This window comes from Luteolibacter ambystomatis (assembly GCF_018137965.1).
GTDB lineage: Bacteria > Verrucomicrobiota > Verrucomicrobiia > Verrucomicrobiales > Akkermansiaceae > Luteolibacter > Luteolibacter ambystomatis.
This window is the reverse complement of the sequence record NZ_CP073100.1, coordinates 2,911,235-2,926,542: the sequence shown is the minus strand read 5'-3', so window position 1 is coordinate 2,926,542 and position 15,308 is coordinate 2,911,235. Positions and strand designations below refer to the sequence as shown.

Sequence of the window (15,308 nt, the reverse complement as noted above, 5' to 3'; positions counted from 1 at the left end):
GCATTCCGCACGGTGGATGTGTTGTTGTAAATCGCTTGTCAATCAAGGGAATCAGGGCTAGCAGCGGGCGTTTTCTTTCTGGTATGCGCTCCCCTCGTTTTATCTCTCGGGCTCGGTTTTTGACATGTGTCGGATGGATGGGTTTTTCCCTCGGAGGGGCTTCCGCCGTTTCGACGGACATCGAGTCGCTTGGCAACGAAGTCCGGTTCCTTTCCGGCAGCCAGGTTTCGCGGTTGGACCTCCAGGCCGGTACCTGGGGCACGGCGATCCGGATGACGAAGGCGGCCTCGCCGACGGCGTTCGTGTGGGACCGCATCCACGAGTTCGCGATAGCTCCCGGAGGCATCTACCGGGCGAATGCGGATGGCAGCGGCGAGGCGTTGTTTCTGCCCGGCGTGAACACGGGTGGGTTGGTTCTTTCCGGGAACGCGCTGCATGTGATCTCCGGCAGCAAGGTTTCCGCCTACGATCGCTTCACCGGCACACTGCTTTCCGAGGTTGCCTTCGCCACCGATCTCGGCGGCGCGAGGTGGAAGTCCACGGAGGGTGGCAGCGTGGCGGTGGGCGTGAAGGTGGAGAATGGCGCGGTCACCGTGCTGCGGTTGGACGTGGGCGTGCAGCCCGCGGTGGTGGAAAAGTCCACCCTGCCGCTGGCGTCCGCGGCGAATTTCTGGCCCAGCCGGAATGGCACGCGGGTGTGGTTCGCGAATGGATCGCTGTGGCAGTTGGGCGCTTCGCCGGTGAAGCAGGTTGACCTGGGCACGCCGGTGTCCGCGGCGGCGTTCTTCACGCTGGATCAATATGCGGTGGTGACCGGAACCACGGTGAAGGTGCTGGATGCGGCGGGGGCGGTGCTCGGGCAGACCTCGCCGACGAGCGTGCCGACCGACCTTTTCACCAGTGGCTCGACCTTGTGCGAGATCAAGGATGCCGGAACCCGCCCGACTTTGACGAAGGTCCTGTGGCAGAACCTCGGCTTCGGCTCCGGAGCGGTGCCAGCACCGCCGCCGGTGCCGATAGCCTACTCCAGCCAGCCCCGGTTCGTACGGCAGGGGAAGGAAGTGGGCATGACCATTCTCTCGTCTTCAGCCTCGCAGCTTGCCCGTTGGTCTCCGGAGGAAATGGATTACCGGGCTTCCATCGCCTTGCCCGCAGCCGGGACGGTGGAGTATGTGCCGAAGGAGGATCGGGTGGTCTATTTCCCGAGCAATGGCACGGCGGTTCGCACGGGGGACTTCTCCGGCGGCTCGTGGCTGGCGGCACCGGCATTTCCGGCATCCAGTTATGACGGAAACGTGACGGCCTCCGCCGACCGCTCGGCGCTGGTGAAGTATCCCGGCGGCTATGCCGAGCTGAACACCGCCACCAACACCTGGACGACCAATACCGCATCCTTCGACCGTGATGCGGTGTGGAATGCCGCCACCGATGAGATCCTCTCATCCGATTCCTCTGCTCTGGAGATCTATCGCCGGCCGTGGTCGAATCTCTTCAGCCAGGTGGTGCCTCCTGGTAGCGGCCGTCCCGGCACGCCATTGGTCTGCGTGACGCCGGACGGCAGCCGGGCGGCAACCGGAAGCGGCTTCGTCTTTGCCAGCCAGCCATGGCGGCAGACCGCCGACCTTGGAGTGACGGTGACGGACGCGGCGTGGCTGGATGCCGCGAAGCTCGCGACCATCCGGCCCGCCCCGGATGGCAGCACGAGGGTGGAGTTCCGCCGGGGGCGGAAGCTCGCCGCATTTTCCGAGACCGTCCTGCCGGGAACTCCGGTGCGGCTTTTCGCATTGGATTCGGGAGCGGTGGCCGTGACCCTCGTGTCCGGGTTGCCGGTGATGTTCCACTTTGATGCCGATGGACGTTTGCTCCACGCGCCCTCGATGCCGGCGTTTCCGGCGGCTGCTCCGGCGATCGTCACTCGCGGGGCGACTTCTTTGGTGGTGTCGTGGTCCCTGCCACAAGGGGCGGGCGATGCCGTGCGCTTGGAGTACCGGAAGGCGACGAGCACCGGGGCATGGACCTCCTCCGGAGTGTTCCCGCCCTCGGCCACCGGGGCGACGGTGGGCGGGTTGACGGCAAACACCTCCTATCAGATCCGCGTGGTCGCCTTGCGCCGGAGTTCGGAGGCGGCTTCCACCGCGCTGACGATGGCGACGCTGAAATCCGCCACCACTCTGGATGGCACGCCGTATGATCTGCAACCGACGGCACTCCGTGACAACCGGGTGGCGCTGAAGTGGACGGACCGATTGTCCACTGAGGCGGGTTTCGTGTTGTCCCGCAGCACCAATGCCAGCGGCCCCGGCGCGACAACCATCCCCCTTCCGGCGAACGCCACCACGTGGGAGGACACCACGGTGGCCGGTGGCACGACGTACTACTACGTCATCAAGGCGGTGGACTCGAAGGGAGTGGGTGTGGCCTCTCCGGCCTGCACCATCACCACTCCGGTGACGGGCGCGATCCCGCCATATGCGGTGTCCGTGACCGTGGAGCGCTCCGCCATCCTCTGCAACCGGATCACCTGGGTTAATCCGGCGCCGCTGGAGCTGGACGGCTTCGTGATCGAACGCTCGCCGGTGCCGAACCTGGATTGGCGGGAGCTCGCGCGGGTCGGCCCGGCTACGACCTACTATGACGATGCCACGATCCGTCCGGGCATCGCGTATTCCTACCGTGTCCGTGGCTACAACAACAACGGCATGATCGATGAGGGTAGTTCGGGAACCACTGGCGGCTTCTCGGTTCCCGAAATCGGGAGCGCGGGGAACGACGCTCCCGCCGTGGTGAATGGCATCTTGTATTTCCTCGATCCCGCGGGAGACCAGGTCCTGCGTTACGATCGCTCCGCCGGCGGCTGGCTCACGCCGTTGGAACTGCTGCTGCCCGAGCAGGCGCAGCATTGGGTGTTCTCCAGCCAAGGGATTTTCGTCGCCACGGCCTATTCAGTCTTCGCCATGAATCTGGATGGCAGTGGTTGGAGGCAGGTCCAGGCGGGCGCGCAGCCGGTATCGGATATATGGGTGGTGAAGGACAATCTCTGCATCTCGCGGAAGACCTTCCCCACCGGGACGGTGTGGTCCTTCCAATTGGGAGCGGGGCTTTCGATCACGCCGCGCACGTACTCGACTGTGATCGTGGCCCCGGATCTCACGGCGGTTTCGCCGGAAGGCACGATGGTGGGCGCCACCACTGGCGTCAGCCATCTGGTCACAGGGCTGCAGATGGATCTGGTGGGGGCGGTGGGCACGCTCGGCTACTACAATGCCAGTGGTTCCCCGCAATCGATCAAGCGCCTGTGGGCGCTGCCCGGAGGCCTCTACTTCCTGGACAACCTGGGGTTCTACTATGGCCGCGATGGCTCGCCGGCCGGACGGCTGAACCTCACGCGGGTGGACGACTGCGTGGTTACGCCGGAGGGAGACTTCGTGGTGCTTTCCGATGGTTTGATCCGGGCCTACGATCCCAGCCTGCAGCCGGTGGCGGAGGGATACGCGCCACCCCGGGCGATGGCCCTGGACGTGCAGGGCGGAAATCTACGGGTGATCCAGTACAACGAGGATGTGGCGGTGCCGTTCGGTTTCGACCTCCGTCCGTTGTCGTGGTTCGACCTGCCCACTGATCCGACGGTGATCCGCCGCACGACCGCACTGGATGATTTGTTCGTGACCAGCGACGGCACGCTCTGGGGTTATGACAATGTCGCGGGCTATCTGCTCCGCTGGTCGTTCACCGAAAGGCGCTTTGTCGAGCGCATCGTGACGAATATCAAAGGCACCAACGCGCTGTGGAGCTTCTCGAAGGACAAGAACGCGTTCTACGGTGGTGGCTACAACGGGGCGGTGGTGACGAAGATCGACCTGGCCTCGCCCCAGCGCACCCGCACGACCACGCCGCCGCGGGTTTACAATCTGCGCGCGCTGGTGGGGGACCGTTTCGTGGTGTCGGCAGGCAGCGATACCTTCATGGTGGATGAGAACGGCGTTCGCGGAATCACGGTGGGCGGGATGGACAAGTCCTCGATCAAGGGCGCGAACTGGGATCCGGTGAACCAGATTTTCTTCAAGTTCGACATCGGCTCCAGTCCGCAGGGGCCTTCGTGGTTTGGCCCCACTTACCGGCCCGGCAGCTTCAGCACCTATGGTTTGTCGGTGGATCTCCGTCAGACGCCGTTCGTGCGTCCCTCGGGTACGCTCGGACGTTTGTTCACCGGCAGCGGCACCCTGGGCACCTATCCGACCTTGGGCAAGGTGGCGAAGCTGCAACTGAACCGTCCGCGCGATGCGGATTGGCTGGATGATTCGCTGGTCGTGCTCGAGCCCTCGGATTCGGACCGCAGCCAGATCACCCGCTGGGGAATTGACGGCCAGTTGCTCGGTCGCACGGAAATCGCCGGGGTGGTGGATCGCTTGAAGGCGATCGATGGCTCGAAGTTCCTGGTATCCGTCGTCATTGATGGGCAGCTCCGGTTCGATGTGCGGGACAAGTCGCTCCAACCGCTGCCCGCCAGTTCGCTGGGCGCGCCGGTGGTGACCCGTTTCACCCGTTCCCATGAGGTGCTGGCAGGTGAGGGGGCTTCACTGGTGGTCTCAGCTCAGGGCACCGGGCCGCTGTCCTATCAGTGGCGCCGGAATGGCACGCCGCTGCCGGACGCTCATGAACCGGTGCTGGATGTGGCCTCCGGTGCTCCGAGCGTGGCAGGCACCTACGAGGTCACCGTAACGAATGGAGAGGGTCAGGCTACCGCCTCCGCGACCATTTCCATCGCCGCTCCACGCACGCGCTTTCTGCCGGGCAGCTTCCTTCTCATTCATGGGACCAAGATCCGTGAACTGGCCCCGGATGGCACCGTGGTGGGAGAACTCACCGTTCCCGCGCCGCCGAAGCCGAACTACTGGACGCTCGATGAAGTGGTGGTCGATGAAGTGGGGAACCTGCACGCGCTGGTGGGAGGCACTTATTCGTTGAATCAGGAGGTCTTCGCCCGTGGCGCCTATCATATCCAAACGTATCATCCCCGTACGGACGAGTGGACCTCCACTCCGGTGCCGGAGGTTTATGGGGAGTATGCGGCGCGCGGTCTGGCGGTCATGGGCCATCGTGCGCGCCTTCATGACGCCACACTCGATCTCCGCACCGGTTTGCCGGTGTGGACCCGCGGCTATGTGGTTGCTCCCGCCGGTCCGCGGCACGTGCTGGTCAGCAACAGCGACATCGGCGTGGCCAATTCCTATCAGATTCAGGATGCGGACGGGAAAGCGAAGGGGGCATGGTTCTCATTCCCGTCCGTCCAGACCGTTGCTTGTGACCCGGCCGGATATCAGGTCGATACAACGGGCACCAAAATGATGAAGTATGACCTCGTTGCGGGCACGCTGACGAACATCCCACTGCCCGTTTACGTGGTAGGCCGCACGCGGCTGCTCTCGCCGACGAAGGCGGCGGTACTGACCAATGCGCAGCAAACCGGCGGCATCGTGGTGGTGGATCTGGTTTCCGGTGCCGTCCAGCAGATCGCACATCCGCTTCCTTCCACCGCGAAGCTCCAGGTGGTGCCGGAGTCCGGGTCCACCACGGTAGCGGCCTTGGACCCGCTCACGCTGTTCTACACCCAGAATCTCTCTGGGCGCGTTGGAAGCAGGATGGGCACCTACGGACCGTCTTCCGACTTCGATGACGACGGTCGATCCGATTGGATGGAGGTCCTTACCAACTCCAGCCAGAGTCTCCTGCGGGGGTACCAGTTCTCCCTGCAGCCCTATAAGTTGGGGAAGATGATGGTTTACACCATTCCGGCGAATTTGAACAACGATCTGACTCCCATGGCTCCCTTGGAGTTCAGCCCGGACATGGTTCATTGGAGCACCACGAAACCGGAGGGGGTCTTTGTTGAAAACTCCGGGCCGGTGTGGGGATGGCAGCAGGTGAGGGCCAATACCGAATTGAATCCGAGATTCTTCGTGCGGTGCCGGGTTCCGTCCATGCCCGCCCGGAACTAACGGGTTCACATGAAAAAAGCCCGCGCCGGTGAGGGCGCGGGCTCCTTTCGAGGACCCGGGAAATGGGGATCGGTGGCCTCAGCGGCCGCGGGCGTTGTCCATCTTCTCGCGGAAAGCTGCCTGGCGGTCGGCGGCGGCTTCACGGTTCGCCTCCACCTTGGCGGCGAAGTTCGCTTGGTTCTGCGCGCGGGCTTCCGCGAAATTCTGCTGCCGTTCCGTGGCGGCGGAACGCCAGTTGTCGAGCGATTGCTGGCGATGCTGCTGGTTGTCCTGCAGGCGTTCACGGAACTGCTGCTGGTTGTATTGCAGCCGCTGCTGGTTCTCGAAGCGGTTGTCCTGGAAGCGCTGGCGGAAATCCTGGCGGTTGTCCTGGAACCGGTTCTGGAAGTTCTGACGGTTGATCTCCTGCTGGTTGCGGAGATTCAACTGGTTCTGCTGCAAGCGGTCGCGGTAGGCCTGCTGGTTGGCGGCGAGGTTGTTCCGGAACTGGGCCGCATTCGCCTCGCGGTTTTCGCGGAAGTCACGCACCCACGCGTAGTTGCGCTGGCGCAGTTGTTCGAAGCGGTTCTGGTAGTTCGGGATCTGGCCGTAGTGGATGTTGCGCGGGGGCGGGCAGATGCCGCCGCCGGGACGCCAGCCATACGGGTGCGGCACGCCGTGGCAGATCGGCGGGCGGTAACCCACAGGGTAGTAGCCGTGGAGGTAGGGGTCGTAGTAGCAGCGGCGCCTGTAGTCGTAGTAGCAGTAGCGGTAGGGATCGTATCCCCACCCGGGATCGCCGGTGCTGACGAAAATCGAGGTGGAAATCCCCCCGCCGTAGTAACCATCCCCATAGCCGGAGGCGTAGCCCGGACCGGGGCCGTAGGGATCGTAGTAGCACGACACCAGGGAAAGGGAGGAGACGGCCGCGGCAAGACCGAGCCCGAGGCGGAAGAGTGGGGTCTTCATGTGGAGTGAGACTCGTTCACCCCGCGGTTTATTCAAGAGCCGGCGGACACGATGCGGGAATCCGGAGCAGGGGGGGAGACTTCCGGATTCTCTCCGCCTTCCCGCATTGACAGCCCCGCCACCGGTTTCGTTCCCTCCGGGTCAGCTAGCCTCCCGATCATTGCAATGCCCGAATCCATCCTCGTGACCGGCGGTGCCGGATACATCGGCTCTCATACCGTCCGCCTGCTGGCCTCCCAAGGCCGCAAGATCGTCGTTCTGGACAACCTCGTTTACGGCCACGAACAGGCCATCGTGGATGAATCCGTGACCTTGATGAAAGGAGACGTGGGTGACCGGGCTTTGGTCGAGCGCCTCTTTGAAGAGTACCGGTTCACTGCCGTGGTCCACTTTGCCGCCTATGCCTATGTCGGCGAGTCGGTGACCGATCCGCTCAAGTACTATCGCAACAATACCGCCGAGCCGCTGGTGCTGCTGGAAACCATGCAGAAACACGGCTGCAAGGTCTTCGTCTTCTCCTCCACCTGCGCCACCTACGGCGTCCCGGACAGCATTCCGATCGTCGAAACCAACCCGCAGCGCCCGATCAATCCCTACGGCCGCAGCAAGCTGATGCTGGAATGGGTGCTCGCCGATTGCGGCCACGCCTGGGGGCTCCGCAGCGCCTGCCTCCGCTATTTCAATGCCAGCGGCAGTTCCGCCGATGGCCTGATCGGCGAAGATCACGATCCGGAAACCCACCTGATCCCGCGCGTCCTGATGGCCGTGACCGGGGAAATCGAGTATGTGGAGGTCTTCGGCACCGATTATGACACGCCCGATGGCACTGGCGTCCGCGATTACATCCACGTCGAGGATCTGGCCGAGGCCCACGCGCTCGCGCTCGACCACCTCGCTGCGGGCGGAGAGTCCCTGAAGGTCAACCTCGGTACCGGCGTCGGCGTTTCCGTGAAGGAGATCATCGAGGCAGTGGAAGAAATTACAGGCAACAAGGTGCCGGTGAAGTATGGTCCACGCCGTGCCGGAGATCCGGACAAGCTGATTGCGGATCCCTCTCAGGCCAAGTCGCTTCTGGGCTGGGAAGCCCGCCGGAAGGATGTCCGTGACATGGTCCGGCCCGCTTGGGCTTGGGCCAACGGACCCCGAAAAGGGCGCTATGACCACTGAAAAACAATTTCTGCGCGTAATTGCGATGTAATCACATTCGGGCTTGCAAGCGCCCGCGAATTGCGCAAGTTCTCGTTAAACCCAATCTTACATGAACAGCCGTTTTAGATCCACCGGAGGACATCCTCCACATCGTCCCCCTGCGGGTTTCTCACTGATTGAATTGCTGGTGGTCATCGGGATCATCGCCATTCTGCTCACGGTGGGTGCCGTTGGCATGGGTGGCATCACCAAGGGCAAGAACCTCAACAGCGGGGTTACGACCGCGGAGGCCCTGTTTGCGGAAGCCCGGTCCACCGCCACCGGCAAGGCCACCCGCGCCTGCGTGCTGGTGGACATCAATGATCCCAAGGACGCCACGAACTATCTGAAGCGCGTGCTCATCGCCTATGAGGACCTCGATCCCGCCACCAACCAGCCGGTGAAGGACAAGTGGGTGCTCACCAGCCGCGGGGCGACCCTTCCGGACGGTGTCTTTTTCAGCAAGACCTATAGCAAGGGAGGCAGCGACGGCCAGACCCTCACGGAAATCTCCCTCAGCGGGGACAACGTGAAGAAGCAGTACGAAGGCAAATATTACGCCTATATCTTCAATTCGGAAGGCATCTGCACCACTCCCGGCGCGACCTTCGTGGTCGGTTCCGGTGTCCGCACCGGCAGCGCCGGCGAACCCCGCACCGTCGGCAGCGCGAAGCGCGAGTTCGGCGGCTTCATCGTGTGGCGGAATGGCAATACCTCGCTCTTCCGCTCCCCGGATCAGGCCGGCATTCCTGCCACCGTGACCACCTTCTAAGCCCATGACGACCACCACATCCCAACGGCGCGGTTTCACCCTGATGGAGACCGTGATCGCCATCGGCGTCCTTGCCGTGCTTCTCTCCGCCTTCCTCACCGTCTTCGGGCCTGCCACTTCCGGCATCCGCCGCGCGCTCAGCGCCCAGGAAGCGGACCGTCTGGCCTCCACGCTGGAAAAGGAACTCGGCACGCTGCGCCCGAACGAGAAGTTCACCGGCGGTGGCGGCCAGACCGTCGGCACGGCCTTCGACAAGGCTTTCGATTGGATCAAGAACGCCAAGAAGGACGGCAACAAGCCCTCCGATGGCACAATCCTGATCTACCAGTACCGCGCCGATCCGACCAAGATGCGGGATGACGGCTCCCTCGCCGCCTACACCAACGCCGGTTCGGGCATCGCCGGTTCCGACTACGTCATCCAGTCCGCCGTGCGTCGCCGCAAGGATTCGAACAATCCGAAGAACGACGAATACCTCAAGGAAGACCTGAAGTCACTCGAAGGCCGCGTCTTCGCGGTCTGCGCCACCCAGCTCGTTTTCAAGACCAACGGCCTCGAGCTCGGTGAATCCGGCCAGATCAAGGATCCCAAGCCGCCCAACAATCCGGCCACCGACGCCACGCAGTACACCGAGGCCGTGATCGCCTTCTCCGCCGATTTCTACGGCGTGCCTAGTACTGCCTACCAGTACATCACAGGCGCCGGATTCACCAACTCCGCCCTGCAAACCCCGATCTTCACCCGCAACCTGGCTGCCCGCCGCTGAGACGGCGCAATCGCTTCCGATCATGAAAACCCATTTCCGCGATTCCATCCGCCGGGGCTTCACCCTCATGGAGCTGATGGTGGCCATGGCCATCACCACGATCATCGTCACCGTTCTGGTGAGCATCACCTCCGTGTCCATCGAGGCTTGGCAGAAGTCCCGCTCCGAGATCCGCGCCAGCCGCCAGGGCAAGGCGATGACCGACTCGATGGCCGCCGACTTCCAGGCGATGGTGACCCGCAAGGGCAACAGCTTCGAGTGGCTCTACGCCGATCTTAGCAAGGACAGCGACCTGCCGGGCAATGCCAAGGTGAAGAGCAACAATGCCGCCAGCTTGATCTTCTTCTCCGCCCCCACCGACCGCTATTCGAACGTCACCGACCAGGGTGGCGACGTCTCCTGCATCTCGTACAAGCTGGACTACAAGGATCCGGTCTCCGGCCAGGCCTCCACCAGCTACGACACCTTCGCGATGTACCGCCTGCTGGTGGAACCGAACGAAACCTTCAACTCGCTCCTCGGCCAGACCGACCTGCAGACCGCTTTTGGCACCCGCACGGTGTCCGATGTGAAGAACTTCGTCTGCGAGAACGTTTACCAGTTCACGCTCAAGTTCAACGTGGAGGTCCAGAAGGCCTCGACCTCGCCGAACACTCCGCCCACCAAGCAGATCGTGCCCGTCACCCTGACCCGCGGCCCGTCCAGTTCCGGCGGCGGAGGTGGTGCCAGCGGCACCACGGTTACCACCGCCCAATCGGTGCAGATCTTCGGCAATACCCTGAAGGTTCTGGATTCGAACAACACCGATTTCAAGACCAGCCTGGTCACTGTCGATGAAATGAAAGCTGGTCGCATCGTCTCGGTGGATATTTCGCTCACCGTCCTGACCGACGTCGGCACGAACCAGCTGCGCGTGCGTACCTTCAAGGATGACAAGGAAAAGGCCCAGTTCATCGCGAAGAACTCCTACCAGTTCTCCAAGCTGGTGGAAGTGACCTCGATGTAAGCCATTCCTTCCGGAAAGCTCCCACAAGAAAAGCCCGGCACGCCATGTGCCGGGCTTTTCCTTTGCCGTGATAAAAGAAGAGGCTACTGCGGTGGTGGCGTCATGTATTCGTCCACCGCACGGAAACTGGTGGCGCCTTCCGCCGTGGTGAAGAAGAACACGTAGCTGCGGAGCAGATTGTCGATCGGCCAGCGGGTGGTGCTGATCATCTTGGTTTTCTCGCCCTCCTGTGTGGCGAAGGCGATGTCGTAGTAGGTGTTGTTCACCGGGTTGGTCGGGTGGCTCTTTTTCGATTCGCCCGCTTTCAGCGCCAGCTTGGTGTCACCCAGCTTCGCCAGCACCGTTTGCGTGGAGCGGTTGATGAAGAACACGTCGCCCGCCTTGAACTCCGGATCATCGGTGCGGACCACGATCGGCGCATACGCGGCAGGCGGAGCGAGTACCAGGATCACCGCGAAGGACTTGCCCGTTTCCGGCAGGGTCACCGGGCAGAGGGGTTGGCCCTTGTCTCCCGACTTCAATACGAAGGTGCGTGCCGCGGCGGCGATGGGCGGCGAGAGCTGGTTGACGGGCAGTTTGAAGGGGGCGGATTTGTTGTCCCCGTTCTGGATCACCACTTCGCCGAGGTTGTCCGGCACGCGTTCCGCGAGGAACCGAACCTGCGGCCCCTCCTCCGGCTTGGTTTGGGCGGTGAGCGGTTGGAGAAGCAGCAGGAAGCCGAATCCGAAAAGTCGTCTGGTCATGTCGGGTGGAAAGGCGGTGGTGGTTCAGGCCTCGCGGGGATCGATCCAGCGGAAGGACACCACTTCAAAGCGGCGGCCGAACTTGCGGTTGAGCGGGGTGATGGCAGCGTAGTCCTTTTCCACCGTGTCAGTGGGATCGATGAATTCCGGCGAGCGCTGGACGACCGCTTCGCACCATGCGCGGGCGATCACCTTGCCGTCGGCATCGGTGCGGTCGCCGTAGGCGCGGACCACGAACGAATCCGAGCGGGCGGAAAGCACCGGCGCGATCGGTGTGAGAATGTCCGCCTGGCTCACCACACCCGGGCAACCGGTGGAGATCGGCCCGTCCTCCGCCTTCGGGAAGACGAAGCGGCCGCTGACATCGCCATTCACCGAGCGGCTCTTTCGGAATTCGGCGTTCACCGGGTTTCCTTCGGATTCCAGCGCTGCCTGGATCGCTCCGCAGCGGGCGAGATTGTCATCATTGCCCACGCGCCGGTTCACGAAATCGGCGAGCGACAGGAACGGCCCGCGCTTACGGACTTCGATCACGATGTCCCGCGCGAGCGCGGAAATCTCGTCATCCGTGAGCGTGCGGCGGCCGGACCATTGCTCCGGCGAGGAGGCATCCCCGAGGTTCTTTGCGAGCAGGTCCTGTGGCGAGCGCAGGCCGGCCACGGGCGTGGTGTCGTTCTCGGACTTCACCGTTTCCTTGCCATGGATGTCCGCGACCAGCACCGGACGTCCGCGCAGCGCTCCGAGCAGGCTCTTCCATGCTTCCACGGAAGTGGAGTTCACATTGAACATTCCGTCCACCCGGATCAGGCTGGCGATTTCCTTGGTCGCGTTCGGGGAGGGGGTGGCGCCCGGGATGTAGGTACCGGCAAGCTTGGAGGCTTCCTTGCCGCGCAGCTCGGCCTTGTAGGCGGCCACCGGCAGCTTCGTGGTATTGGTGAAGAATTCCTGCGCGACCGTGAGCTGGCTACGAGGTCTGCCGTAGGTGTCGGAGGTCTGCGGGGTGATGCCGGAGCAGAACCACTCGTCCCATAGCGCCTGGTTGGCCAGGTAGGAGTGGTCCGCCAGCGGGCGGTTGCCGGAGAGGGTACCCTCGGCCTTGGCGGCGGGCAGCACCGGGCAGGCCGTCGAGTTGCCGATCGCGTGTGCGATCTGGGGCAGCATCGGCTCCCGGGCGTTGAGGGTGGCATAGCCATGCTTCGCCTTCTGGGTGTCGAAGCCGTTGGCGAACGAGTGCTGGAAGGCCGCCAGTGAAATGACCGATTCGCGTGGGATCGAGTGGGTGATGACGGTGCTGCAACCGTTGGTCGCATCCTCACCACCGCCGAAGTAGGCGTTGCCGCTGGGGCTGACCTCCAGTTTGTTGTTCTTCCAGCTTAGCAGCGGTTCCACGCTGTATTCATAGGGCAGCAGGTCCCGCTCCTGGGCAGTGAGGTCGTAGAAGTCCACGTGCAGCGCCTTCGGGTTGAAGCGGGCGAGGCTGCGGGTGCCACGCGCGCCGCTTTTCTCGGTTTTGGCGCTGAAGGAGAAGAGCGCGAACGGCTGTTTCGAGGCGGCGAGCGCGGAGGCGGGCAGGTCGCGCGTGTCGGAGCCATTGATGGAACGGAAGACATCCTTGAGCTTGGAATCGTTCGCGTAGAGCCGGTCGGCGGGCTTCTTGGTGCCGGGCACTCCGGGTTCGGAGGTGCCGCGGTTTTCGGCGGGCTTCACGCGCTTGTCGCCGAAGTCCCAATCCACGCTCATGTTGCCATAGCCGAGGCTCTCGCTGGAGGGGCCGCGGTCCTCGCCGACATAGACCTCGTGATGCGTCAGCGAGAAATGGCGGGTGTGGGAGACGCCGGTCGAACTGATGGTGTGGCCGCTCGACTTGGTGGCACCGGCCGTAAATTCGTTCGATTTCAGTTCGTAGGAGATGGTGTCGTTGACCGCCAGGTCGATGGTTTGGCCGGCACGGTCGCGCACCGGCATGTAGACACCACCGCCGTAGTTGAAGCCCTTGTTCGCATCGAGCTGGTGGCCGCTGCCGCCGACGGAGGCTTTGGAAATGGCCGGGCCGACCTGGGACATCTTGATCACCTCGCCGGGTTTGAGGACGATCTGCTGGAGCTTGCCCATGCGCATGCTCAGGAAATTCGAATCGCCGTCCGAGGTGCTGGTGGCACCGGAGAGACAGGCGGCCAGCGGGCAGGTGAGGGTGGCGCCGCCGGCTTTCCGGATCACCATGTCGTAGGGGATCTGCCAGTACTTCACCGTCAGGTAATTCCCGGAAGGCAGCACCACCGGCACGTCCAGTGGATTCCAGATCGTGATGATGGGATCGGCGTAGAGATGGAGCCGGTTCACCGTTGCGCCGCCGGAAGTCACCGGCATCGTGCGGAACGACAGCGCCATCTGGTAGCTGGTGATGACCGGCTGCTTCAGGTAGAAGGTTTCGTCATTGGCGCACTCCGTCGGTGTGGCTCCGATCTGGAGATAGGGGGACCCGGAGGGCATCGTGCCGCCGGTGGTGTAGGTGAACGATCCGCCGCGCTTCAGGTTCTTGTAGAGGTTGTAGTAGGTCCAGAGCTCCTGCAGGTTGATGCCGGTCTCGCCGCCCACCTGATAGAGCGCCGTGGCTGCGGGATCGGGGCCGCTACCGGCGGGACGCTCGAGTTCCATCGAGAGGTCCTTGCGGAATCCACCGGCGCGCACGTTCGTGAGCAGCCCGCGGTTGCAGGTGGTGAAGTCATGGAAGAACCCGCGGACGTTCTCCGGCTTGTCCGCCAGCAGCGCACAGCTTTGCCATGTGGGCAGACGGCCGAGTGTCGGAGCCTGGGGATCGACGGCGGCGAAGGGCTTGGTATTCGTGCCCACCGGCTTCAGTGCGTATCCGGGAGCGGCTTGTTGGTCGGCACGCACTTCGGCGATGGCCGTGGGGGTCTTTGCCGTCGGCGCGATCTGGGCCTTGGTGCCGAGATCACTGACCCACCACGCGAAGCGGTCTCCGGCGAGCGCGGAGCCATCGTCCTTGCGGGCGATGACCGGAACCCTCACCGGTTGGCCGGTGGCACCCACGCTGTTGGTGGTGACGATCTCCAGCGAGCCCCCGCCGAGGGGCGCGTCGACCAGCTTGGGATTCACAATCTGTTCCGGCGCGCCGGATACGAGCCATTGCTGGAATTCCGGCGCAGGCCTCGGGTCGCCGGGCTTCCCGGCGGGCCATGCCTTGAAAACGCGCACCCAGTTCCGCTGTGACACCGGCACTGTCGATTGATCCGGCGAGCTCGCGGAAATCTGATCGGCGGGAGCACTGATGCGGGTGTCCGGGCCGAGTTGCTTCTGGAGATCGTTGAGAGCCAGCATCAGCGCCAGCCGCGCATTGGCCCTCGCCATCTGCTGGGCCTGGCCCTGGGTGGACGAGCGCAGGCTGATGGTCGAAAGCCCCAGCAGGCCCAACGCGAGCGTGGCCAGCAGCACCATCATCATCAACGTGATGATGAGTGAGAAGCCGCGTGGATACGGAACTGCCAGCCCCATGGACAGGGGTTTCAGATTGTGGGTTTTCATCGGGTTTGGGTTTTAAAAATGTGATGCGGCGAACGGGCTTTTCCGTCTCATTGAGGAATCGAATTTATTTCATTCAATTTTCTAGGAGTCCATGTGCTGAAATGCCACCTGAGCCTGTTGATGACTTTTCCAGAAATGGCATAAATCTTTCAGTAAATTGGATGAAATAAATTCAAATCATGGATCGGTTGTTATGACCCGTTGGGGGTCATAGGGAGAGGCGAAAGTGGAGAGTGGTACCTGCCTCTATAGGGATAAGCGTGAGAATGGACATTTTTGCGAAAAAATTGAATGCAAATATGCCAGAGAAATGAAAAAGCCGCCAATACCACATTTGGGTGGGGAT

General features: G+C 63.0%; 8 protein-coding genes. 5 read left to right on the top strand and 3 right to left on the bottom strand.

The genetic code is table 11. From position 1 onward, the window contains the following. Positions 1 to 137 precede the first annotated feature (137 nt). Positions 138 to 5,996 (top strand): fibronectin type III domain-containing protein, encoded by a 5,859-nt coding sequence (locus tag KBB96_RS11060; protein ID WP_211629472.1) that lies wholly within the window; start codon positions 138 to 140, stop codon positions 5,994 to 5,996. Between the two features lie 78 nt (positions 5,997 to 6,074). On the opposite strand, the gene KBB96_RS11055 is transcribed toward KBB96_RS11060, so the two are convergent. Then, positions 6,075 to 6,944, bottom strand: coding sequence for a cell envelope integrity TolA family protein (locus KBB96_RS11055; protein ID WP_211629471.1), 870 nt, complete (start codon positions 6,942 to 6,944; stop codon positions 6,075 to 6,077). A gap of 165 nt (positions 6,945 to 7,109) precedes the next feature. Between KBB96_RS11055 and galE the strand changes: the two genes are divergently transcribed. The 4 genes from galE to KBB96_RS11035 all read left to right on the top strand — a co-directional run bounded on the left by galE (position 7,110) and on the right by KBB96_RS11035 (position 10,676). Beyond that, a complete protein-coding gene (galE, locus tag KBB96_RS11050; protein WP_211629470.1) occupies positions 7,110 to 8,111 on the top strand; it encodes a UDP-glucose 4-epimerase GalE in 1,002 nt (333 codons plus the stop codon). A gap of 91 nt (positions 8,112 to 8,202) precedes the next feature. Further along, positions 8,203 to 8,904 carry a pilus assembly FimT family protein gene (locus KBB96_RS11045; RefSeq protein WP_211629469.1) on the top strand — a complete coding sequence of 234 codons (702 nt, stop codon included), beginning with the start codon at positions 8,203 to 8,205 and terminating at the stop codon, positions 8,902 to 8,904. Between the two features lie 4 nt (positions 8,905 to 8,908). Further along, positions 8,909 to 9,670, top strand: coding sequence for a type IV pilus modification PilV family protein (locus KBB96_RS11040; protein ID WP_211629468.1), 762 nt, complete (start codon positions 8,909 to 8,911; stop codon positions 9,668 to 9,670). 22 nt (positions 9,671 to 9,692) lie between these two features. Then, positions 9,693 to 10,676 carry a PulJ/GspJ family protein gene (locus KBB96_RS11035; RefSeq protein WP_211629467.1) on the top strand — a complete coding sequence of 328 codons (984 nt, stop codon included), beginning with the start codon at positions 9,693 to 9,695 and terminating at the stop codon, positions 10,674 to 10,676. An 83-nt stretch (positions 10,677 to 10,759) separates the two neighbouring features. Here KBB96_RS11035 and KBB96_RS11030 read toward each other — a convergent pair whose 3' ends face one another. Then, positions 10,760 to 11,419 carry a hypothetical protein gene (locus tag KBB96_RS11030; RefSeq protein WP_211629466.1) on the bottom strand — a complete coding sequence of 220 codons (660 nt, stop codon included), beginning with the start codon at positions 11,417 to 11,419 and terminating at the stop codon, positions 10,760 to 10,762. A gap of 24 nt (positions 11,420 to 11,443) precedes the next feature. Beyond that, positions 11,444 to 14,962, bottom strand: a complete 3,519-nt coding sequence (locus tag KBB96_RS11025) for a helix-hairpin-helix domain-containing protein (protein WP_211629465.1) — start codon at positions 14,960 to 14,962, stop codon at positions 11,444 to 11,446. Between the last annotated feature and the right edge of the window lie 346 nt (positions 14,963 to 15,308).